This window comes from Clostridium sp., assembly GCF_050717515.1.
GTDB lineage: Bacteria > Bacillota > Clostridia > Clostridiales > Clostridiaceae > Clostridium_AD.
Window position 1 is genome coordinate 215555 of sequence record NZ_JBOITL010000007.1, and the last position, 25237, is coordinate 240791.

The window sequence follows — 25237 nt, forward strand, 5'->3', positions numbered from 1 at the left end:
CCTACTTTAACGACATTTCTGAAGGATGTCTCCCACTTATTAAGTATAATTTTTTTAATAATAGATCCTCTTCCAACCATATATTTTTAAGTTTTAATGAAATTTCTTCAATGCATTTATCGCTGTCTAATTTTCCAAGATTATAATGATATAAATCTCTACTTAAATTTCTCCATCTAGTTGATATATCATTAAATTCATCACCTAATGCACAAAGTTCATTTTTATTTAAACCTATGTTTATATGTTTAAGTGCTTCTCCAAATTCTCTTCTTGAAAGTGTCCCCTCTGAACCTAAATGTAAAGCAAATCTTTGTACACTTAACTGCATTTTAAAAAGCTTGTCTATAACATCTTCATCCCTTGTTATATTTAAAATATTAGTTTTAAATGAATTCAAATGCTCTATCATAGAAAAATAAGGACTAGATTCCCATTTAGTAATGTTGCTACAATCAGGTTTATCCACAATAAAATAACCGCCACTTACTTTATTTAAATTTTCAATTATAAGTTTTTCAATTTTAGTATATTTTTCCTCTGTATTCTCCATTCTTATAGCATAAGCCTTGCTATTAGGGCTAACTGGATACATTATACTTTTTCTACTTAATTCAAATTTTTCATAATCAACCTTTTCAAATATACCCTTATTTGACCTATAATTTAATATTATCTTATTTTCATCATATCCTATAACAGCATATACAGAGACTGGTCTAGCTGCTAAAGTATTAGTTTCCTTTTTATTTAACATTTCTGCTGAATTCAAACAATATAAAACTATACTATCTTTATCAACTAACAGCTTTAATTTTTCTAATGAATCAGTTTGATTATTATCTAATTCAGTTATAGTTAATCCAATTGATTTTAAAGCTTCGAACTCACAACCATCAGTAAAATTACATAATAGCCCTAATTTCACCTTTGTGTGTTTTAATGGATAATCAAAAGTCTTAAAATAAGTTAAATCATTCATTATAAGAAAGTAAGCTTGATCTATAGTTATATTTATTTCGCACATTTTTAATACATCATATAAGCATTTTACTTTACAATTACTATGTGACATATACTTATCTATATATTGATACTGTTTAATAAATTTTTCTTTCATTGTATCAAACCCCATATATATATTAAATTAGTTTATTTGTAAATTATACAATTAATTGTATAATTTGTCAACAAATTAATGATTCGTAATATAAATTACATTCTATTAGTATTTTCTTCAATATATAATAAATTTCTTGTATTTCTAAATTTTTTTGAAACGAAAATGCGCCACTCAGCTTTTGCTTTATGGCGCATTTTTTTTACTCCCGTTACTATTATGCAACAGGATCCTTTTTATTTGTTTTAATAGTTGGAATTATTATTAAAGAAATAACCAATGAAATTATAGGAAAAATAATACTCCAAGATGTAAGTCTAATTTCTGAGTAATAGTGTTTAAAATAATATATCTCATCTAAAGCATTAATAATAAATGTTACTATTGGAGAAATCCAAACCTTCTTTAAAAATATTGAAGATAACACTCCACATCCAATGGTTATAAACGGAATGATTACTAATTGCATTAGAAAAGGGTCAATTGACTGTATAGATAATAACATAGTTAATGCCTCCTTTTAGACGCATTTTATTATTATATTTCTCTTTTCATTTTAAAAATAATTCTTTGTATACTTTTGAGAGATAAATAATACATTTTAGAAAGACTTTTTACAGAAACACCCTCTTCGTATATTTTATAAATATCTGCATTTCTCGCAGAAGTTATCTCTTTACTTTTAGTAGTTTGTCCCCAAAGCTTTCTGTTACATTCCCTTTTGGGAATATAAATGTACTCACCCTCTACATATTTTTGAATTAAATCCAATACTTCCTCTGGCAACACATCAGTTGCTTTAACATAGCTCATTAGTATGCTCCTCCTAAATACAATTTAATTTTAGGATTGAGCAAAGGTTATTTCATATTTTAATTATTAACTATTAATATTTATGCAATAGCCTCTGCTACGCATTAATTACATATTCGGTCATAAAGCTCTCTCCCCCTTTCTTCTCAGGTTACAATGAATTGTGTTTGTTATTTCTTATAGCTAATCTATAAGTTTAAACCATTATGTGAATATTTTACCATAGAGCATACTATAACACCAACTATAATATTGTCAAATAACTAACTAATAAAAGCCTTAATAAAATCTTCATATCAAAAGATCTTCTAAAATCTCATCACAATAAATCTTTTTACAAATAAAATAATAAACTAATTGTATAAGCAAAAATATTAACGAAACTGTTATATTAGAATATACAAAATACCTTCTTACATTATATGCGCTATCTTGACTAAAGATTATGGTATAAGCAAAAGCTAACATAATTCCAATAATAGGTCCTATAAAAAATAAAGGTTTAAGTTCACTTCCTACTTGTTTTTTTATCTCTTCCTCTGTAATTCCTATTTTATACATACTATTGAACCTCTTTTTATCACTATCAATATCTGATAATAGCTTTAAAAATAGCACTATAGCTGTAGCTATAAAAAAGAATATTCCTAAAAATCCTGAGGTAAATAGTAATAGTTTAGCTCCTTGCATATTAAAATTGTAACTTCCAACTTTTGAAGCAACTTTTAACATATCTTCGTATCTATTAAATGGTAAATACAACTCTTTTGTGGTTTTATTTATTAGCTCTAGCTCACTTTTAAGCTCCTCAACTATAACTTTTGTAGCCTTCCAATTGTTAAAATTGTATAATTGAAATTTACCAAGTTCATAACTTTTGTTTTGCTCTCTAATAAAATTATAGTCACTTTCATTTACCACATTAATTCTAGAATAACTATAATTACCGTTATTGACTATTCTTTTAAAAACATTCTCTTGATTATATAATTCGTATGTTCCACTATTAAAAACAAGCTTCATGTTAAATTTTCTAAATTTTTTCTTTTCAGCTTCACGAGTTACATCAAACTGATAAAGATATATATAATCACCTTTACTAACCTTGAAATTAGTCTTACCTAATTTATTTATTTCTTTATCAGTCATTATGATTTCATCAACCGGTTCTCCACTGGTTCCATAGTAATATACAAATTCTAAGGTTTCATGCTTTATTATTTCCTCTTTATTTCTAATCACTATTTCCTCTATTGCCTCATTAGATAATACATTTTTACCTTTAATTTCAGCATAGAAAATATCATAAGCATTTGTATTTAATGCATCTTTTTCAGCTGTGATGCAAAAACTAAGCATAGCTCCATTATAAAATATTATTACTGCAACCAGAATTGAGATGATAAATATTATTATTTTGTTCTGCTTAAACTTACTATTTAGGCTGGTTATAAATAATAATTTATTAAAATATACCCTTGGATTTCTCTTTGAGTATTTTATTAAAAATCCCCCTAACTGCGATATAAAAATATATACGCCTATCGAAATTAATATAGTTGTCTCTAATACTAGCCTACCAGCTTCTGAGTTGTTAAATTCTTTATATAAAATAATAATTGACCCTATAACTATTAGTAATCCTATTAACGCGAATATAGGATTACTAAACCTATTACTTTGAATCTTTCTGTCAGCTTTTAAAAGTTTAATTACTTCAAACCTACGTGTAGCTATTATCGTAGTTAACAAATTTGCTAAGTAAATACCGCTAAATATAATTGTTGGGAATATAAAATTCTTAAACCCTATAACATAACTTATTTCTTTAACCCCTAATAGTTTTATTGTAACAATAAAAAATAATTTTGAAAAAACAAGTCCTACTAAAAGACCTAATAATATTGATGCTAAAGCCACTATTATATTTTCATAAATAATTATTTTTCTTATGTCCACCGTTGTCATGCCTAGATGCATAAATACACCAAATTCTTTTTTCCTACACTTTATAAAGGTGGAGTGAGCATAACTTATAAAAAATAGTGAGAATACTCCTAAAGCTACACTGGGAATCATAATCGCCTGTAAAACACCTTTCTCTATTTGAGATGTTGTCCATAGTTTTTCGTTGAAAATTAATACTGAGTACATAAAAAAGCTTGCTACAATGAAGCTATTGCACAAATAGTATGTTATGTATTTTTTTATATTACCTTTAATATTTTTAATTGCTATATCTTTAAAGGTCATAGCTTTCACCGCCAAGTACAGCTAATGAGTTAAAAATACTATCTAAAAATTCTTTTCTTGTGGTTTTTTTAACAATTTCCGAGTGTATTTTCCCATCTTTAATAAATATGACTCTATTACAATAGCTTGCTGCAAAAACATCATGAGTTACTACTAGTATGGTAGCCTTAAGCTCTGTATTCATCTTTTCAAAACACTGCATAATACCTTTTGAGGATTTCGAATCTAAATTTCCCGTAGGCTCATCTGCAAAGATTATTGATGGGTTGTTAATAAGTGCGCGACTTACAGCTACCCTCTGCTGCTGCCCTCCTGATATGTTATAGGGATATTTATTTGCTATATTATATATTTCAAAAAGTTTCATAAGCTCCCTAGCTTTCTTTTCCATTTCCTCTGCTGGTTTCTTATCTAAAATCATTGGAAGCATTATATTTTCCTTTAATGTTAAGCTATCTAAAAGATTAAAATCTTGAAATACATACCCTATTTCTTTTCTTCTAAATAAGGCTAGCTCATTTTTGCTCATCTCGCATATATCTCTATCATTTATACTCACTTGCCCTGACGTTAATTTATCAACACCACTAATCATATTAAGCAAAGTTGTTTTTCCACTGCCTGATGGTCCCATTATGCCTACAAACTCACCGCTATCCACACTAAAAGATATTCTGTTTAATGCCCTGGTTGACTCTTCACCATTTTCACTTCCATATATCTTTGTTAAATTCCTTGCCTTTAAAATCTCCATTTAATCATCTCCCTTTCACATATAATATTAAGGCTATTTGCCACATTTAAAAATTTATTTATGTGAAAATAACCTTACAATTTTGAAAGGTATCTAATTGTTACCTCTGTGCCTATACCAATTTTTGATTCTATATATATTTCATGGCCCAGCTTATGCGCTACTTCTCTAGCTATATATAAGCCTATTCCAGTTGAACTCCTTACTTTTCTTCCATTTTCCCCCGTAAAGAAAGGCTCAAATATCTTTTTTAAATCATAACCTGGTATTCCGATACCCTCATCTTTTATAGTTAAAAATACATTGATACCTTCCTTTTTAATATTAAAATACACTTTTTCATTTTTTAATGCTCCATATTTGATTGCATTTGTAATAATTTGTTCTATTATTACCTTGTTCCATTTTTTATCTGTTATTATCAAACCATCTTTTTCCTCACAGTTTAAAATAGGAAATACGTCACTATTTATAAATGCGCTCCTATTTACATTGATGATTTCTTTTAGCTCATCATATAGTTTAACAGCTACAGGTTCAAAATCATTACTAAAACTATCAAGTCTTATATAATTTAAAACTTGCTCTAAAGAAGCACACAAATTATCATTTTCATATTCTATATCCTTTAAAACTAATTCTATTTCTTGATTTTTATATTTATTTTTTTCTATTATAAGCCCAACAACAGATATATAATTTTTAAACTTATGTATTGCACCACTTAAAAAATATATTTTATTTTCATAATCGCTTAAAAGGTTTTGTTCCTTCTGGGCATACTTCAAGTTAAGATATTTAATTGCTTTCGTTACTTCCTTTTGCTCTCTTGTTACTGCCTTTAGCCTATGGTTTCTCTCTTGCTTAATTGCTGCAATATCCTTACTAAATCCATAATATCTAAACCAATCAATGATTAGTAAGGCAGAAATAAGAAATATAGTTATTATAAGTGGATATATAACCTCAACATTTTCACCTACAGTAAAGGTATAAAAAGTTGTTATAAGTACCGAATTAATAACCATAAATAATATATATATTAGCCTGTCCATAAAAAAGTTTTTAATTATCTTCTTCATTTCCCTTCACCTCTTTTATTACAGTATCATCAAAAATATATCCAACACCTCTTTTAGTTTTTATAATATCTTTAATTCCTAGCGCCTTAAATATATTCTTAATTCTAGTTATATTAACTGTTAATGTGTTTTCATCAATAAATGTATCCTCGTCCCAGAGTTCTTGAAAAAATGCTGCTCTTTTAATTACCTTTCCAGGGTTTAATAAAAACTTATTAATAATCTTAAGCTCATTTTTGGTAAGCTCAATAACTCTATCTTTGAAATTAATAGTAAATTTTTTCTCGTCTAAATATAATACTTTTTCTTCAATATACTTATTAGTGCAAGCATATTCACCATAAGTTCTTCTTAAAACAGCTTTAATCTTTGAATGTAATATTTCTAACTTAAAGGGCTTAGTCACATAATCATCTGCTCCTAAATCAATAGCTAAAATCTGATCCTTTTCTCCACTTCTAGCTGAGATTATTATTATTGGGATATTCGATTTACTCCTAACATCCCTACAAACGTAATAGCCATCAACATAGGGTAAATTTATATCTAATAATATTAATTTTGGATTTTCTTTACTTATTTCTTCTTCTATATTAATAAAATCGTCTATTATATACACGTAATAACCCTTATCTTCTAAATACTCTTTAACTAATTCACATAGTTTAAAATCATCCTCTATTATACAAATCTTATCCATATTCCCCCCTAATGCTTGTATATTTTACAATACTACAGGCAAATTAAAATAAAACTTAACTTTTTAGTTTTTGGGCTGAAGTTGAATACATCAAATAACTCCAAAAGCTTTCCGTTTTTTGTAATATTGACTTCATTATACTATAAAATTTAGCATTATATCTTTATTTTTCCTGTAATATTTTTCTTGTTTTATCTATGTTTTAAACTGAAACCCCTACCTCTAAATCACAGCCCTAACAAAAAAGCTACCAGATATTATCCGATAGCATTTATTCTTATAAGAAATTCACTTGTAGTTTTACTTCATCACCGTTACCTTCCCAAATAATTGAGTATCTAGCTTGAGTATCTGCATGCTACAAATCTTTCATTTCTAAAATTCATTAAGTAACAAAACAAGTTCGCTACTTGGAACAGCTAGATTGAGGTTTTGTCCTTCTAAATATCCAGCAGTTGTAATCCCTACCAAGTAACCATACTTATCTAGTAAAGCTCCACCAGAACTTCCAGGAGAAATAGGTGCAGTAATTTGAATAAATTTTCTTTCATCAATGTTTCTAAAACCTGCAACTATTCCATCAGAAATAGTGTTCATAAGTCCAAGTGGACTTCCGATAGCCACTATTTGTTGACCTCTATTTAATGTATCCTTGTCTTTAATAGGTATAGGCACAGTTTTGCAATCTATCTTTAATAGTGCAAGGTCGCAATTTTCATTTACTTTAATTAGCCTTGCAAAAATAGATTCATTCGCGTCATTTTCAAATATTATTCCAAAGCTGCTACCCTCTCTAACTACATGAAAGTTGGTAGCGATTGTTCCCTCTCCATCGATTACAACACCTGATCCATTACCACAAGTAACTAGGTTATCATCATAAATTTTAATCATTACTACACTAGAAGATAGCTTGGCTAGTTCTTCATAGCTTTTATCATTTTTCACTTCAGGTACTATAGCTATAGTTTGAATTTTGGGAATCTGAGGAATCTGCCTTTTAATGACTTCCTTGGAAGCAATAGTTTTAGGGAAATCAATTATATTAATTTTTTTATCATATTCAATTAATTTCGAATAAATATTTTTGGGATCTATTCTAAAAAATTCTTTATCTTCCGTTGGATTAATGTATAATACATCGCATCCAATCATTGAAAGATATATTAAAAAGTATACTTCATTTCTTTTTATAGGTCCATAATAAATAAACTTTGGTATTTCATTGGTAATTTTTCCACTAGGAAATACATTGTTAAAGTACGTGTCTATCCATTTAATCATTAATATTCCAAAATTTTTTCTTATAGTTTCATTTATGTTTTTCTCTGTAGAGTCAAAGATACTTAGAATGGTGGCAAATTTCTTTTTAGCAGACCAATTTAAATTTCTATTCCACTTCATCTCGTTTAAACTACTCTCACTTCTATAAGTACTTTTATCCCATATCAAATATTCCAACCAAAGTTTATTGGCTATTTCTATTTCTTCTTTTGAAAAATTCTTATTTAAGCTATTTGTCATTTTAATATAAGTAGACGAAGACTTTTTTAATTTATCCTGCAATTCTATTAATTTTTCAAGATAGCTTTCTTTATTATTCTCAATTCCTATATATCTGTAAAAATAGATTGGTATTCCACTTGGTTTTTTAAGAAGTTTATTTCTCTGATCTTGTAATTTTAATATATCTTCAAAAGGATCTAAGCTATCCAAAAGAACAATTTTTTTAGATTTTTCAGTTATTATCAACAATACCACCTCAAAATATAAAGTATAAGTTTACTTCCACAAACTTTTTTTATAATTATTTACTGAAATATCAACAGATTGATATTTTTTATTTATGTGGTGCTTAATTTCAAACTCTTTAGACTCCCCAGGCTGTATCTTTCGATCCCACTTAGTAAAATCAGAATCTAAAACATTTTTATTTAAATCATTATATTTTATATTAACCTCAAAATATTTTATAGCTTTTTTTCCAATGTTTTTAACACTACCCCGCAAGTAGGTATAATTATCTTCAGTTACCCATGTCCATCCATCAATAATTACTAGTTCTTTTGAATGAATATTTTTGAGATTTTTTTTCATTAATCCTTTTATTTTTTTAGATACTTCAATATTTTTCAAGTGAACATTTCCTAAAAATTTCTTCATTAATTTATGTGACTCTTTTGCTTTTTTAGATACTTGAATCTTGCTTAAATTAATAATTTCGGAAAATTTCTTCATTAATTTACGTGACATTTTTGTTTTTTTAGGTAATTCAATCTTCATTGTTAATTGTTGGCTTTCAATTAAATATGTATCACTAATACCTCTAAGATCTTGTCCACATTTACTACAAAATGAAGTTTCTTCTGGTAATTCGGACCCACAATTTTTGCAATTCATATTTTAATCCTCCGTTTTATCTTCTGTATTATTAGCAATAATTTTTGTTCAAATTTGTATAGTTACTATACCTATTTGCTGAAACAACTACTAATGTGACTATATTTTTTCATCAATTTATTCACATTAATATTTTTATTATGCTAAATTAATATCTATTTGAAAAATCAACTAAATACCCTTTACTATTGTACTGGCATTTTGAAAATATAACAACCCTAGAGGAAATCACTGATATTTAAATTTGGAACAAACAAAAAAACAACCTAAATTACAAAGTTCGTAATTTAGGTTGTTAATCAATTATTTAAACACAAATATTTATTCGCATTTACGAAGATTTTCTATATTCTTGCAACTCCTGTTTCCCTTGCTGCTTTTGAAATTGCTTGTGCCACTTTTTTTGCTACCCCTCTGTCAAGAGCACTAGGAATCACATTATTTTCGTTTAATTCATCATCTTTTATATAATTCGCAATAGCATAGGCTGCTGCAAGCTTCATTTCTTCATTTATTTCTCTTGCTCTCACATCTAAAGCACCTCTAAATAATCCAGGAAATACAAGCACATTATTCACTTGATTAGGGAAGTCAGAACGTCCTGATCCGCATACCTTCGCACCTGCTTTTTTAGCATCATCTGGCATAATTTCTGGAGTTGGGTTTGCCATTGCAAAGACTATAGGATCACTATTCATAGACTTAACCATTTCAGAGGTTACAATGCCAGGAGCTGAAACTCCTATAAATGCATCTGCACCTACAAAAGCATCACTTAAGCTTCCTTTTAGGTTATTGGGGTTTGTTATTTCTGCAAGGGCAGTTTTTGCATCATCAATTTTCTCCATACCTCTATAAAGAATTCCTACCTTATCACAGGCAATTAAATTTTTCACACCTGAGGAAATTAAAAGTTTAGCAATAGCAGTACCAGCTGAACCAGCACCATTTACAACAACTTTTAAGTCTTTAAGTTCCTTATTAACCACCTTGGAAGCATTTATTAGGCCTGCAAGAACTACTATTGCTGTTCCATGTTGATCATCGTGAAATACTGGTATATCTAGTATTTTTTTAAGCTTTTCTTCTATTTCAAAGCATCTTGGAGCACTAATGTCTTCTAAGTTTATTCCACCAAACCCTGGTGAGATAAGTTGTATTGTGCGAACAATTTCATTTACGTCTTTTGTGTCTAAGCAAATTGGAAATGCATCTACGTTACCAAACTCTTTAAACAATATAGCCTTACCTTCCATAACAGGAAGTCCTGCTTTGGGTCCTATATCTCCAAGTCCTAAAATAGCAGTTCCATCTGTAACCACCGCAACCATATTCCCCTTAGCAGTATATTTGTATACATTTTCTTCGTTTTCATATATCTTTCTGCAAGGCTCTGCAACACCAGGTGTATATGTAAGGCTCAAATCATCTTTTGTTTCAATTTTCACTTTTGATGTTACCTCAATTTTACCTAAATGCTTTTCATGTAGTTTTAAACTTTCTTCAAAATAATTCATTTAATATCTCTCCCCTTTGTTATTTTTTTGTACTCTTTAAATTATAAATGAATGGATCTATCTTATATGTTTATTATGGGTTCAAAATAAATATTAAGCTAAACTTAACAGTTTTCTTTCATTATTTATAATATTCACAATATTCTTATTATTTAAGTATACTTAGCGTTTCTTGTTATAGATTGCAAATTATTTTACATGTATAGCTTTAAAAGCACCATTTATCAAGTAGTTCAATGAAAAATTTTAAATCTAATTTAGTTATAACACATATTGTTCATACTATCAACAACTGTTAGAAATTTGACTAAATTTGTTTTAAAGGGTATTATTAGTATAATATCATAAATAAGGAGGCGTCATTATGAATGAAAACATTCAGAATTTCAGAATAGAAAATGATTCTGTAGGCTCTAAAAATGTACCTATAGACGCATATTACGGAGTTCAATCATTAAGAGCATCAGAAAACTTTAACATTACAGGTAGAAGAATGCACAAGGATTTAATCATTAGCCTTGCCCAAGTAAAAAAAGGGACAGCCATTGCTAATAATGAAGCTGGTTTAATGAGTAAAAATATAAGAGATGCAATAGTACAAGCATGTGATGAAATAATAGCTGGTAAACTTCATGATGAATTTATAATTGATCCCATTCAAGGTGGAGCTGGTACCTCTGGTAATATGAATGCTAATGAAGTAATTGCTAATAGAGCAAATGAAATATTAGGTGGTAAATTGGGTGTGTATGATAAAGTTCATCCAAATGATCATGTAAACATGGGCCAATCTACAAATGATGTATTCCCAACAGCAGGCAAGATGACAGCTCTAAAACTTATTCCAAGAACTTTAGAGGAGTTAAGAAGCTTGTATGATGTACTTATTGATAAGTCCAAAGAATTTGATGATGTTATTAAAATGGGAAGAACTCAAATGCAAGATGCTGTACCTATTAGATTAGGACAAGAATTTCATGCATATAGTTCAGTAATAAAAAGAAATATTGCTAGGCTAGAAAAAGCTAGCGAAGGTCTAAAGACTGTAAATATGGGAGCTTCTGCTATAGGAACAGGAATAAATGTAGATACAGAGTATTTTAAAAAGATTGTACCCGCAATTAATAAGGTTATTAATCTAGATTTACGTCAAGCAGAAGATTTAGTAGACGGCACGCAAAATCTAGATGTTTTTATAGATGTTTCATCTGCGCTTAAAACTTGTGCAGTAAGTCTATCCAAAATATCAAATGACTTAAGATTAATGTCCTCTGGTCCAAGAACGGGATTTGGAGAAATCAATCTTCCAGCAAAACAAAATGGTTCTTCAATAATGCCAGGAAAGATAAATCCTGTAATTCCAGAAGTTATGAGTCAGGTATCTTTCAACATTATAGGAAATGATATTACCATAACTATGGCAGCAGAAGCCGGGCAATTAGAACTAAATGCATTTGAACCTGTTATATTCTACAACTTGTATGAATCAATAGAAACACTAGCTAATGGAGTTAATACCCTTCGTGAAAATTGTATTGTAGGTATCACTGCTAATAGAAAAAGATGTAAATCATTAGTAGATAATAGTGTAGGTATAATTACAGCAATAGTTCCTCATGTAGGCTATAAGACTGCTGCTAAAATTGCTGATAGAGCTATTGTAACGGGCGAACCTGTAAGAGAACTGGTACTTAAAGAAAATATTCTAACGAAATTAGAACTTAATGAAATACTAGATACCATAGCAATGACCGAACCAGGAATAGCAGCAAAACATTTATTAGCCATATAATTATATGAATTTTTTTATTAATTTAGTGTAAATAATAGCAATAGCAATAACAACAGCAGTAGCTGTTGTTATTGCTATTGCTATTATTCTTAGGTTAGTTTATGTGTTAACCGTTATTTTATCACTTATCTGTATAGCGAATGTAATTTCTAATAACCGAAATATCACCTTTTTCTTTTAGTATTTTAACTCTCGGTTTAATTTTATCATCATCTAAAATATTCACAATAATACTTTTATCAGTACCATTAGTAATTTTAATATTTGCTCCCGATAAATCTGAAGCTAAACCTCTTTTCTGCGAAAAAATATCTAAAATTATATTTTTTCCATTAGGTACAAATTTAGTAGAATTACTGAAATCTTTAGGATACGTTTCTCCACTTGTTTTATATTTATAAAAATACTTATCCCCAATCTTTGTAAAATACAACTCTACTTTCTCTATTCCTGCATTGTCTGCATAAATATATGATTGTTTTGACTCATCTTTTGCCTTTTCAATTGTTACAGTATGCAAATCAGATGTTTTAGGTTTTGTATTCAAAATAAAGTCACTTTTTATTTCATTGCCATGGGCAACTTCTTTACTTACTTCTTTATTTACTTCGTCAGTAATTTCACTATTTACTTGATTTTTTTTTTCTTTATTTGTTATTACCCCCTTGTTAACTTGTAATGAAGAGGATGAGCCAAGAAAAGGATTTCCATTTCCGCTAGGCTTTTTATAATCCCAAACAAAATAATCATTATCATCAAGCTTAGGAATACCATAAAAGTCTAATATAATAGTTCCTGATACATCACTGCCCTCAGCTCCAGTTAGGTTTATATTATTTATAATTATCTTTTTATCATAATCCTCTACTTGCTCTATAAAACTTATAAATTCATCATACATACCCTTAAATTTAAATGCAACTTGCATTTTATATGCATCAATAGACATTGAATTTTTAGTCTGCGTGCTAACTTTACTATTATTTGTTTTTTCTTTTTTGCTTTTATCATCTTTTGCAGCATCACCATTAAAGGCACTTACTAACTTGTCTAATTCATTGGTAGCATCTTTGCTTTTTTCTTCAATTTTCGCAGTTTTGCTGGTAACTACTGGGGTATTTTCATTTCCTACTCCCGAGAAACCTAGTACATCTGCTTGAAGTTTGCTAACATTAATCATTTTATCTAAAACTACTATAATTTTTTCCTGCTCTATTGAAGGAAACAGAGTATCTGTTTCCTTTAATATTTTAGTTTTTAATGTTGTATACTGTCCTTTTCTTTTATCTTTTGCTGCAATTTTCACTTTATCCCGCTCCCATTTTTGTGAAAGCGTATCTCTACTGACTTTTAATTCAGCTATCTTCTGAACTTGCTTTGCGTAAATAAAATTATAAAAACTATAACATAATATCATTATTAATAAAGCTCCTAGCAATACTTGTTCCCTTTTAGTTACCTTCATAATTATCAACGTCCTTTAAAGTACAATTTACAACGAAAACAAGTTTTTCATTTTCTGCAGATGAGGTCGTTATGTTAGCAATATGAACTTCTTTTACAATATCTAAGTTTCTTAAAGTTCGTTCAAATACTGCTATTGTTTCTCTATCTTTTCCTTGAGCTTCAAGTTGCACTCCACTTGCATCCAAAGCCATGACTTTAAAGTACACACCTTCAGGAACGCAGGAATTAATTTTGTTTATAACTTTACTACCTACAAAATCATTATTATTTATGACCTTACTAATATTTGCCACTTTGCTATAGTATTGATCCATTATAGCTAACTTTTTTTCTTCATCAACTATTTCTTTTAACTTAACAATATTTTGTTTTGAATTTAAATTTTGCTGTATATCCACTATTTCTGAATTTAATTTACTTATGTTAAAATAATTAAAAGCATATGTAAAAATAATCAATAACACTAAACCAGAAGATAAAATAGCAGCATATAAATATTCTTTTTTAAAATCTTTTCTACTTCCCGTATAGGGAGCAAAAAAGTTAAAATCCTTCATAATTTCCACCTACCTCAGTCTTATTATTGCTCCTATAGCGTTTAAATATTTGCTTAATTCTGTATCCATTTTAGATGGTTCTACTTTAAATATGTCAAATTTAGATGGTTCTGCCTTAGATTCATTTATTTTAGAGCAGTTTACATTACTTAAGCTCTGTATTTGGGTAACAGGTAAGTTCAATGCCTCTTTTATAAAGGTTTCTATACCTTTAATATTTGAACTTCCTCCACAAATATATATTTTATCAACTTTATTTCCTTGTTCTTTATTTTTATAATAATTAAGCAATTTTTCTATTTCGTTAACCCAATTTCTTACTTGTGCTTTTACAATATCATTTATGGTTGAACTATGCATATCACTTAAAGATTCACTTTCTAAATTACAACCTTCAATCTTTTGCTGCTCTGCTTCTTCTTCTGATATAGAAAATTGCTTAGCAATATTTATATCTATATGGGAGCCGCCATAAGTAATAATTCTAGTAAACTGGACATTTCCTTCCGTAATAATATTTACATTTATGAAATCATATCCTAAATCTATAACTGCAACCGTATCTTCTAAACTGTAATTTTCATCGTTAACTTTTATATCGTAAGTAAATAACTTATTAATACTATTTGAACTAATATCTAATGCTACTGCATTGCCCTTTAATTCCTTTACTAAATTATAATATCCCTCTGCCATGATTTTAGGATATACTACTACTGTAATTTTTGCCTGCTTTACGTTTTCCTCTTCAAACTCTTCTAATATTTTATATTGCATTATATAATCATCAAACTTAATTGGTAAATATCTTTCCATCTGAAACTTTATTATAGAATCCATATCTTCCTTTTTAGCTACTGGGATTTCTATATCTCTAGTTATAACTGACGTGCCTTTTGTAGTAATAATAATATTTTTACATTTTATATTTTCTTCTTGCAGCACATCTAAAATTTCATTTTTAAATTTAGTTATATCCAAAATGTTTCCATCACTATAACACCCTATTGGAGTAATCATAGTAATTGCTTTTTCTATAATTACACTCTTTTTACTTTGAGTTCCTAGAACTATTTTTGTATTTTTCGAACCTATATCTAAGGATAAGACTTTTGAGTTAAACATGATCAGTCACCTCTTTTCATTGTATTTATTTATATTTATTAGCAACTTTTATTTTTGGTTTACAAGAGTCAATGTAAAATCATATTATCTTACATGGGTTTAACTTTACAAATATATCCTACTTATCCCCTACTGCAATAGGTAATTTATATTTTGTATTAAAATAATTTTTAAGACTTTCGATTTTATCATTATCGGGCGCACCATTATATATTACCAACTCTGCAATATCAACATTTGGACCACCTATTTTTAATTCATTGCTTTCAGAACTAATTTGTTCTTTTACAAGGACCCATTCTTCCTTACCTTCTTCATCAATGTGTTCTTTTTTTGGTATTTTAAATTCATTATCACCATTTTTCATAAAAACAGATTCTTCATTTCCTTCTCCATTTCGAACTACCGCAAAAACATAAATATTATTTGTATTTTGATTTTGCATATCTAAATATTGGTTTTCTTCACTAAATTCAACATATTGCCATTTAGAACCCGTTTCCATTCCCATTTTCATTAACTTTGGTTTTTTACTGATTACCCACGCCGCTTCATTCGGTTCACTTCGGCCATATATACTTGAAATATCTATCCATTTTTTGACCCTGTTTTCCTTTCCATTTACCTCTACTTCATTATTATCAGATGGATCTATGAATCCTGCGTCAAAATGAGATACCAGATTTTCTTTTATGGGTAACCCTGATATAAAAACAGGTGAACTTACACTTTGTTTGCCTATTTTACCTGACTTAGCACCCGGAGTTGCAGTGAAAATAATATGTCTTCCCTTATATTTATCTAATGATAATGGAAAAATCTTTTCGTAAGCACCAAAATTATTTATAGTCTCATTGGACACCAACTCATAATCCCTTGGAAAAAGAGGATAATAATATGATTTATTTATAATGTCATCGTTTAAACTAAAATTCGGATCTTTAGGCAACGGTGTAATATACTCCTTAGTTGAAACATACCACTCAACTACATTTAGCAAATGATCCCACTTATATGCAACATCATTCTCAAAATTCCCAACTACCTCAAATCCCCCTGTACCATATCCATAAGAAACATTGTTACTCCCTTGTTCTATCTTGATTCCAATACTTTTAAGCTCAATAGGCTTTAATATTTCAGGCTTAACATTGGAAACGAGAGTATAATAGGCCTTATTATTATGAGTCTTCTCAACTTCATAATAGTTTACTTTAACTCCACCTAAACTGTTAAAAATGACTCTTTCATTTAAAATTAATTTTTTGTTTCTAATCTTTTCTTTCACACGATCAATTTCCAGTTCCATTTCACGTTGAGTTAAAAATACTTCTTGGGAAATATCTTTAGTTTTATTTAGAAATATGAGATGACTGCTCAATAGCGTTAGGAAGCCTACGCTAATGATACCTAAAATAGCTATAGCTAAAATAACCTCCACTAAAGTAAAACCATTTTTTTTCCTCATAAAACTCACCTTACTCTCATCTATTTTTTTATTTGAGGACCTGAAACTAACCAAAAATCAGACATAATATCATTTGCAATATTTTTAAATACCTCATCTAAATTAAACCCTGGTTTATCATACCTATAGATGTTTTCCGATTTTGTTCCAATGCTTGTACCAATAGAATTAATATGAGTCCCTAAGTTATTTGCATATCCTATCATATAGCTTTTTACTCCATTTCCATCTTCGAAGTTCTTAATTAAGTTGCCTACAGAAGTAACATATTGGCTGTTTGTAATTACAGTATTTCCATTTCCGTAAAGACGTAAGGCATCTACAATATTAGAATTTCTTTTCCCATAATAATCATTATAATAATCTATATACGGATCCCACCGCGTTCCACTACCACTATAACCCCTATGTTCGCTATTTATAAATGTGGTAGGTTCATCTTTGATACTACTAAAATTATAATGTCCAGAATCTAGATAATATTTACTATTTAAAAAACTCCATTCTGTTCTCCATAGATAATTTTGATAATACTTGTTATCCTCTCTATCTGTGTTGTTGTATCGATACTCCCCGTTGTCCACCCAATTTCCAATTTCTGTTTCATATGTTGTTTCTCCATCTACCAATAAAATCATATAATGATGCACCTGGTCTTCTTCCTTTATTGACTTTATTCTTCTAAAATCACTATGAAGATTATAGGCTTGTCTTAGTCCATCCCCAGTATTTGTACCCCCTACTGCTTTTGTTTTTTTTATAACCTCTACCAAATTCTTTTCCTGACTTTCATCATAGACATTGTATATAGGGTGTCTATCACCAGGTTCCATATTATCAGTAGGATTCGGGTAATTTCCAGTTGTAGAAAATGGTACTATAGAGATAAAGATATTTTCTTCTTTTGAAAATTGCTGTATTATTCCTTCCTGCTGCTTATCTGCGTTTCCAGTTAGTGCCTCTCTTACGTATCTTATTCTTGAACTAGACTTTTCTTTACTTACACTTCCTTCTCCAGCTGGAGTTTGATTCATACTACCAGATACGTCCACTACTACGGTTACATAAGCCATTTGATTTTTCCCTTTGCCAGAGGTTTGTCCATCATTACGATAAGCTAAGGCTACTGATGGAGAGGCTTTTGTACCTTTATCAACTACTTGCACTGCATTGGTAGATTCTACAGTAGATTCAAAAACTATCTTTTCTCTTGTTTTGTTTCCTTTATCATCTATTATATAAGCATAAATTTTGTATTTCATTACACTCTCGCTCTTAGCCGAAGCCTCTTTTTCAAAAAACACTTCATATTTAATCTTATCCTGTCCACTTACTAAAACTCTTTCTTCATGCTGTACTCCATTGTACTCCATGGAAACTATCCGCTTTCCATCAGAAGATACCATGAAATAGTCCCAACCTGGGTCCATGCTATTAGTATTTGAAATAAAAGTTATGGGCACAGCAAAAACTGCCTTAGAATATCTTACAATTTTAGTTGTCTCTTCTGTAACACGTCTTATAGAGGATTGAAGATTATACTCTTTTACTGTTAACTTGTGAGATCTTATACCTAAATTAAGCAAATTAGCACTGAGTATAATCACTAGACTAGTTATAGCTATAGTCAATAGCAGCTCTATTAATGTAAACCCCTTTTTACATCTAAGATTATACCTAGAATTCTTCCTAATCATTTATCTCACCCCCATATCTTACTTAGCTATTTTTTCTCTTACCATTTGATTATGATTATCCTCATTTATTCTCATTGTAGATGGAACTTTTGTATTTTTACCTTTTAACTGACCAATAGATGTAATTCTTATCCAATTAATTTCATTCTCTTCTATTCTATCAATGCTTACGGTAGCTGTTCCTTTTTCGACGTCCTTAATATTAATTATAATAGTATCAGTTATAGGGATACTATTACTCTTTAACTTAATGACAGCTGCCTCGATTTTCTTAGGATCGTAATCTGGATTCATTAATGCAGCATATGTTAAGTCAACACCAGCTAAGGCAATATAATAGGTTTGAATCCTCTCTTCTTGCCTGGCTGTCTCAAAAATGTTTTGCCTTACAATATGCACAACAGAAGTCATCAATATCATTAACACTGTAAAAGTGATTAATACCCATACAAGTGCTGCACCTTTCTTTTTTTTTAAAACACACCATTTTTTCATTACCATTCCTCATTTCTTAAACCACTTATTTCTGTACAGTTTAATAGGTTCTAATTTCACAACTGTAATTTTAAGCAATGCATACTTGATCTTTTAAAAAAACATATTCATATACAAATTAATCAAATTCTGTCCACATAATGTACTACTATAAAAAAACCTAAATCTATAACCTCAACAGTATCTTCTAAACTGTAATTTTCATCGTTAACTTCCATATCCTCAATAAATAATAATTATAATATCCCTCTGCCATAGTTTTAGGATGTACTACTACTGGAATTTCAATATATTTACTCAAACAATTTAATATGAATTTCCAGTCATTGTTACATCCACTAAGGAGGTAACAATAACTGAAAATTTTTGGTTGCTATCCATTTTCAAGATGAAGCATCATATACTTCACACTTTGTTCATGACCCCCGGGGACTTTTTTCGACCCGAAGGGTTGGCTTGCTACTAATTATTTCCCATCTGCTTTCGCATCTATGCTTGATTTCCATGGAATATTTTCAGTGTATGTTTCCTCACCATAACTAGCTGCTTCCGATTTCCATGTAACTATATATGCTACCTTTCCACCACCATCAATTTTAAAAGCAGGTACTGTTGGAATCGTCATATATTTAGTTTCAAGAGCCCCAGCAGCATTTCCTGTTCCCTTAACAACTATATCAGTCTCTGTCTCTTGGATTCTTGCAGCAGAAACTATTTGAGCAGCAGTCGCTGCTTCAGCCTTCACTTTTGAAGAATCTTTCAAACCTGAAAACCTAGGCACAGCAATAGCAGCCAAAATAACAATAATCGCAATAACCACAATAAGCTCAATTAGAGTAAACCCTTTCTTCTTCTTTTTCTTCATTAAATCCTTTTTCATTAATAATTCCCCCTTACAAATAATATATTTCAAATATATAATAATGACTTAACTACAAAATTTTCATGTTGCTAATATTTAAAATTACCATGCACATATTATGTAGTTTTATCATATTAATCAAACTATTACTGAACTGTCTTAGACATGTCGAACATCGGTAGCATCATAGCAATAACTATAAATCCTATAACAATCCCCATTACTATTATCATAAGGGGCTCTATCATTGTAGTCATTCTTTTCAGCGTTGCTTCTAACTCTTCATCATAAAAATTTGCAGTCTTGTCTAATATGTCATCTAGTGACCCTGATTCTTCACCTATTTTTATCATAGAATGGAGCATTATTGGAAATAAGGACTCTTCTCCTAATGCTTCACCTAAAGACACACCTTTTAGTACTTTTTCTTTAATTTGCTCTAAGCTTTTTTCTGCTACTTTATTTCCAACTACCTTTTGTACTACATCTAGGGCTTGTACCAAAGATACGCCACTGGCAAGTACTGTAGATAGTGTTCTTGTAAATCTAGATACTATTACTTTTTCTGTAGTATCTTTAATTATTGGTAATTTTAATTTCAATCCATCTAGTGTAAATCTACCCACTGGAGTTTTAGCATAAGTTTTCATGCCATAAACTCCTCCACCTATGACTATAAGTAAAATGTACCATTTAGTTTGTATGAATTTGCTTAACCCCATAACTATCCTAGTTGGTGCTGGTAGAGTTACGCCTGAGCCTTCAAACATTCCTATAAATGTAGGCATCATAAAGGCTAAAAGGAAAACTACTACTACCACGGATAATCCTGCTAGCACCATTGGATAAACCATAGCACTCTTAAGTTGATTATTTATTTTATTTTCTTTTTCAAAATGGGTTGCCATTCTGCTCATTATTATATCTAAATTACCACTGACTTCCCCAGTGTTAATCATATTTATCAGTAAATCAGGAAACACATCCTTGTGCTTTCCAAATGCCTCTGAAAGAGAGATACCCTTCTGCACATCATCATGTGCTTCATTTAAGCATTTCTTTAATTTTTTATTTACAGTTTGTTTTTTTAAAACATCTAACGCATTAGATATATTAGCACCTGCATTTATCATGGTGTGAAACTGTCTACAGAAAATATATAAGTCCTTTGTTTTAACTTTTGAAAAAGATTCAAATAAATCCTTCTGCTCACGTTCTAATGTTTCTTTAATTTCTATAGGATAGTAATTGTTATCCTCTATCATAGCTAACACTTCATTTTTACTATTAGCTTTATATGCTCCTTCTATTTTCTCACCTTTGTGATTCATAACTTTATACTTAAATGTAATCACTTGCTCACCCCCCTTTCTTTAAATTGAAAATTGAGGATTAAAAATTTTCAATTTTCAACTTTAAAAATCCTATTCCTTCAAAAATGCTATTTTAACTAATTCCTCTATAGTTGTCATCCCCTTTAGCACTAAATCAGTACAGGATGTTTTTAGCGTTTTCATTCCATTTTCTATGCATATATCTCTTATTTCATCTACACTAGCATTACGCATAATGTATTCCCTGTGTTTACGAGTTACTTCCATTATTTCATATACACCTATTCTTCCTGAGTATCCGCTGCTATTGCAGTGTCCACAACCTTTGCCTCTGTGAAGTAATAATTCTTCTGATGAATGAATACCTAAAATTTCTTTATGAAAATCAGTTGCTATGTAAGTTTCACTACACATTGGACATATTTTTTTTACAAGTCTTTGCGATATAATTCCCGCTATGGCACTAGCTACTAGGTATGGTTGTATATCCATATCTATAAGTCTTACAATGGCTGAAGGCGCATCGTTTGTGTGTATTGTACTTAATACTATATGCCCTGTTATAGATGCTCTTGTAGCTATTTCTGCTGTTTCATTGTCCCTTATCTCACCTATCATAACAACGTCAGGGTCTTGTCTCAAAATCGATCTTAGGCCCGATGCAAAAGTTAGTCCTGCTTTCACATTTACGTTTACTTGGTTTATTCCATCTACTACGTACTCTACAGGATCTTCTACTGTTATAATGTTCTTACTGTTATCATTCAGTTCACTTAATAAGGTATATAGTGTAGTAGATTTTCCACTGCCTGTAGGACCTGTTACCAATATTATTCCATATGGATTCTTAAGTATTTTTTCTACTTTTTCTAAATCATCTTCGTTCATACCTAGTTTTTCTTTACCTACTAAGAAATTTTCTCTATCTAGTACCCGGATAACAATCTTTTCACCGTGAATTGTGGGTAAAGTGGATACCCGCAGGTCTACCTTCTTATTATCTACATCTGTTAAAATTCTACCGTCTTGTGGAATTCTTTTTTCTGCAATATTTAATTCTGCAAGTATTTTTATACGAGTTATAAAAGCATTAAATATATCTTTATTGTATTTAGCTATCTCTTTTAAAGTACCATCTATTCTATATCTTATTTTTATATGATTTTCAAAAGGTTCTATATGAATATCACTAGCTTTTAGCTTTATTGCATCACTTATTATAGAATCAACCAGTCTAACTGCTGGAGCACTTTTTATATCATCCAATTGCGCTTTATTTTCTTCCTTGTCTTCATTTGAGCCTTGAGCTTTTGATAAATCATCAGCAGCTTTCTTCGCATTTTGACTAGCATAATATTTATCAATTGTATTTTTAATATCTTTTATTGACGCAATATATATTAAAACATCAAAACCTGAAGATATCTTAACATCGTCTATTGCAAATATATTTAGTGGATCAGACATAGCAACCTTTAGTTTGTTGTTTTCCATACCAAAAGCAACTAAGTTGTATTTTTTCGAAATAATTTCTGGTACTAGTTGAACAACTTTTTGCTCAATATCTTCCCTATCTAGATATACTCTTTTTATAGACAATTGTTGCTCTAGAACTTCTAAAATATCTTCTTCACTTAGAATATCATCTTCAATAAGAATTTCGCCTAGCCTTTTCCCTGAGCCTTGCTGTTTTATTAGTACTTTTTTAAGCTGTTCTGGAGCTATCTTTCTAGATTCTACTAATAAATCTCCCAATCTTTTTTTTGCCATAATCTTCATTAGTCATGCCCCTTTATTAAAAAAATTATATACTCTGTCCACTTAATACATTTGAAATATTTCTATTAATAACTTTATTTATAATGTTTTGCTTATTTTTCTATAATTATTTATTATTATTGTAATATGATTAACTTTTTATTACAACATTTTTTTTAAATAATTTATACTAAAACAAACATTTTTTTTTCACTTCTCAAATTTCACTTATTTTCTTTAATTTTACTCGTTTTCCAATTAAACTTTCCTTTTGAAATGCATGTTTTTATATTAATTTGATATTTATAGATTCTTTCATAATTTGCATTTTTTAGCGTTTTTTGCGTTTTATCATCACTCAGGTAATTTTCAATTGTTTTTATTGAAATATTAGTTAGAACTAAAACAAATTCCTTTATTATAATATGCTACTCATCAACGGATAATCTTCTTCCCCACCACCCATACCCATTGATAATCCATGTATACCCGAATGAATAAAAGAGGCTTTGGTAATAGATTTTGACCCAAATCTAACTCGCAAATCATCAACAACAACATCAATTTTACGCTGCTTTTCGATATCCTTATCATCGAAAAGAGTAGCTTGAGTAAATTCATTACTACATAATTCCGAAACTCTTACTCCTAGCTTTCTTACAGGGTCGCCTTTCCACAGTTCGTCAAAAATCATATTTGCTATCTTGGCTATTTGGGTAGTGGAATCAGTAGAGAAAGATAATTTCTTTTGTCTCGAGTAGCCTATAAAATCCTTACTAACATAGCTTACTTCAACAAGCCGGCATGTGTTTTGAGAATACCTCAGCCTCACTGCAACACTTTCTGTAAGTGACAATAGAACCAGATGGGCGTTCATAGCATCTTCCACATCAAAGCTCACAGTTGTACTATTACCAATACCTTTCATTACCATATGATTACTTTTTCTTACTTCCGAGTTTTCAATACCATGTGCATAATTCCAGATTAATTGTCCATGACTTTTCAGCTTAAATTTTAGAATTTCTGGATCGTAGTTTGCGAGATCAGAAATAGTCTCTATTCCTAAGGTGAATAATTTAGCATTGGTCTGTCTTCCAACCATAAATAGGTCACCTACAGGTAGTGGCCACATTTTTTTCTTTATTTCCTGAGGATAAAGGGTAACAACTGCATCTTTAGCCATATCCGAACCCATTTTTGCAAGAAGTTTATTTATAGAAACACCAACGCTTACTGCGAATCCAAGTTCCTTTTTGATTCTCTCCTTAATACTAAAAGCTAGTTCCTCTATGTTGGGATACATGTTCTCCATACCTGTAAAGTCCAAAAAACATTCGTCAATCGAGTACCTCTGGACCTTTGGAGTATACTCTCTAAGTAACTCAACTAAAGCATTTGAACATTTCATATAGCATTCATACCGTGGAGGAAAAATTAATAATTCAACTCCATACCCTGCACATTTTAGCCTTGCCTCATACAACGTTTCACCGGTCTGAACACCATACTGATTACAAGGAATACTTTTAGCCAAAATTATTCCGTGCCTCGATTCCGGATCCCCGCCGACAGCAGATGGAATCTCCCTTATATCTAGAATTTCGCCATGCTGAAGTCTGTAAACCGCTTCAAAGCTTAAATAGGCACTGTTAACATCAAGGTGCATTATCCGTCTTTTCATATCAAATGTCATTACATTAACCTCCAAGGATATAATTAATTATGTCAATCAGTTCATATTAATCTCCAATTACTAATTATATACGAACTTATGTTCTTGTTCAATGTTATTTACAGGACATAATTTTTATATACCTATAATTTTTATAAAATTTTATTCTTTGAATAAATGATAATTTTAATAGAAAAGCTAAACAAACTGCTCATAAGGTACTTACATAAAAATAGCTTAGACAATTGATTTTAATGTTGTTTATACATAAACAATGTAGAGTCTCTATTTATGGGAAAATTGTTCCAAAGTGTGGTAAATTATGATAATATTACATAGAAAGTTATGACGCAGATGTAAAATATTGT

The 25237-nt window shown here is 29.8% G+C and carries 21 protein-coding genes; 1 reads left to right on the forward strand and 20 read right to left on the reverse strand.

The window, feature by feature from the left end; genetic code table 11:
* Position 1 precedes the first annotated feature (1 nt).
* The 10 genes from ACREV6_RS02445 to ACREV6_RS02490 form a co-directional block, all read right to left on the reverse strand.
* Positions 2-1120 (reverse strand): hypothetical protein, encoded by a 1119-nt coding sequence (locus ACREV6_RS02445; protein ID WP_431576448.1) that lies wholly within the window; start codon positions 1118-1120, stop codon positions 2-4.
* A gap of 217 nt (positions 1121-1337) precedes the next feature.
* Entirely contained in the window at positions 1338-1625 is a 288-nt protein-coding gene (locus ACREV6_RS02450; protein ID WP_431576449.1) for a DUF2651 family protein, read from the reverse strand.
* Between the two features lie 32 nt (positions 1626-1657).
* Positions 1658-1933: a CD3324 family protein gene (locus tag ACREV6_RS02455; protein WP_431576450.1), complete on the reverse strand. Its 276-nt coding sequence runs from the start codon at positions 1931-1933 to the stop codon at positions 1658-1660.
* A gap of 291 nt (positions 1934-2224) precedes the next feature.
* On the reverse strand, positions 2225-4186 hold the full coding sequence (locus ACREV6_RS02460; RefSeq protein WP_431576451.1) for an FtsX-like permease family protein: 1962 nt from the start codon (positions 4184-4186) through the stop codon (positions 2225-2227).
* On the reverse strand, positions 4176-4940 hold the full coding sequence (locus tag ACREV6_RS02465; protein WP_431576452.1) for an ABC transporter ATP-binding protein: 765 nt from the start codon (positions 4938-4940) through the stop codon (positions 4176-4178). Before ACREV6_RS02465 ends, ACREV6_RS02460 begins: the two co-directional genes overlap by 11 nt.
* 74 nt (positions 4941-5014) lie before the next feature.
* Positions 5015-6022, reverse strand: coding sequence for a sensor histidine kinase (locus tag ACREV6_RS02470; RefSeq protein WP_431576453.1), 1008 nt, complete (start codon positions 6020-6022; stop codon positions 5015-5017).
* On the reverse strand, positions 6006-6722 hold the full coding sequence (locus ACREV6_RS02475) for a response regulator transcription factor (RefSeq protein ID WP_431576454.1): 717 nt from the start codon (positions 6720-6722) through the stop codon (positions 6006-6008). The genes ACREV6_RS02470 and ACREV6_RS02475 overlap by 17 nt, the downstream gene beginning before the upstream one ends.
* 375 nt (positions 6723-7097) lie before the next feature.
* The gene (locus ACREV6_RS02480; RefSeq protein WP_431576455.1) at positions 7098-8474 is read right to left on the reverse strand and encodes a YceG family protein; all 1377 of its coding nucleotides are present in this window, start codon (positions 8472-8474) and stop codon (positions 7098-7100) included.
* Between the two features lie 30 nt (positions 8475-8504).
* Positions 8505-9122 carry a zinc-ribbon domain-containing protein gene (locus tag ACREV6_RS02485; RefSeq protein WP_431576456.1) on the reverse strand — a complete coding sequence of 206 codons (618 nt, stop codon included), beginning with the start codon at positions 9120-9122 and terminating at the stop codon, positions 8505-8507.
* 344 nt (positions 9123-9466) lie between these two features.
* Positions 9467-10639: an NAD(P)-dependent malic enzyme gene (locus tag ACREV6_RS02490; protein ID WP_431576457.1), complete on the reverse strand. Its 1173-nt coding sequence runs from the start codon at positions 10637-10639 to the stop codon at positions 9467-9469.
* Positions 10640-11003: 364 nt separating this feature from the next.
* Between ACREV6_RS02490 and ACREV6_RS02495 the strand changes: the two genes are divergently transcribed.
* Positions 11004-12431: an aspartate ammonia-lyase gene (locus ACREV6_RS02495; RefSeq protein ID WP_431576458.1), complete on the forward strand. Its 1428-nt coding sequence runs from the start codon at positions 11004-11006 to the stop codon at positions 12429-12431.
* Positions 12432-12552: 121 nt separating this feature from the next.
* Here the strand turns inward: ACREV6_RS02495 and ACREV6_RS02500 are convergent, their stop codons facing one another.
* From ACREV6_RS02500 to ACREV6_RS02545, 10 genes are all read right to left on the reverse strand, one after another.
* Complete coding sequence (locus ACREV6_RS02500) at positions 12553-13896, reverse strand: hypothetical protein (RefSeq protein ID WP_431576459.1); 1344 nt, start codon at positions 13894-13896, stop codon at positions 12553-12555.
* Positions 13883-14455 carry a PilN domain-containing protein gene (locus ACREV6_RS02505; RefSeq protein ID WP_431576460.1) on the reverse strand — a complete coding sequence of 191 codons (573 nt, stop codon included), beginning with the start codon at positions 14453-14455 and terminating at the stop codon, positions 13883-13885. The genes ACREV6_RS02500 and ACREV6_RS02505 overlap by 14 nt, the downstream gene beginning before the upstream one ends.
* A gap of 9 nt (positions 14456-14464) precedes the next feature.
* Complete coding sequence (gene pilM, locus ACREV6_RS02510; RefSeq protein ID WP_431576461.1) at positions 14465-15580, reverse strand: type IV pilus assembly protein PilM; 1116 nt, start codon at positions 15578-15580, stop codon at positions 14465-14467.
* Between the two features lie 118 nt (positions 15581-15698).
* Positions 15699-17048 carry a prepilin-type N-terminal cleavage/methylation domain-containing protein gene (locus ACREV6_RS02515; RefSeq protein WP_431576462.1) on the reverse strand — a complete coding sequence of 450 codons (1350 nt, stop codon included), beginning with the start codon at positions 17046-17048 and terminating at the stop codon, positions 15699-15701.
* A gap of 20 nt (positions 17049-17068) precedes the next feature.
* Positions 17069-18745 (reverse strand): prepilin-type N-terminal cleavage/methylation domain-containing protein, encoded by a 1677-nt coding sequence (locus tag ACREV6_RS02520; protein WP_431576463.1) that lies wholly within the window; start codon positions 18743-18745, stop codon positions 17069-17071.
* A gap of 18 nt (positions 18746-18763) precedes the next feature.
* The gene (locus ACREV6_RS02525; protein ID WP_431576464.1) at positions 18764-19240 is read right to left on the reverse strand and encodes a hypothetical protein; all 477 of its coding nucleotides are present in this window, start codon (positions 19238-19240) and stop codon (positions 18764-18766) included.
* Positions 19241-19706: 466 nt separating this feature from the next.
* Entirely contained in the window at positions 19707-20120 is a 414-nt protein-coding gene (locus tag ACREV6_RS02530) for a prepilin-type N-terminal cleavage/methylation domain-containing protein (RefSeq protein WP_431576465.1), read from the reverse strand.
* A 128-nt stretch (positions 20121-20248) separates the two neighbouring features.
* A complete protein-coding gene (locus tag ACREV6_RS02535; RefSeq protein ID WP_431576466.1) occupies positions 20249-21457 on the reverse strand; it encodes a type II secretion system F family protein in 1209 nt (402 codons plus the stop codon).
* Between the two features lie 69 nt (positions 21458-21526).
* Positions 21527-23215, reverse strand: coding sequence for a GspE/PulE family protein (locus ACREV6_RS02540; protein WP_431576467.1), 1689 nt, complete (start codon positions 23213-23215; stop codon positions 21527-21529).
* A 397-nt stretch (positions 23216-23612) separates the two neighbouring features.
* A complete protein-coding gene (locus tag ACREV6_RS02545; protein ID WP_431576468.1) occupies positions 23613-24890 on the reverse strand; it encodes a Y-family DNA polymerase in 1278 nt (425 codons plus the stop codon).
* Positions 24891-25237: the final 347 nt, after the last annotated feature.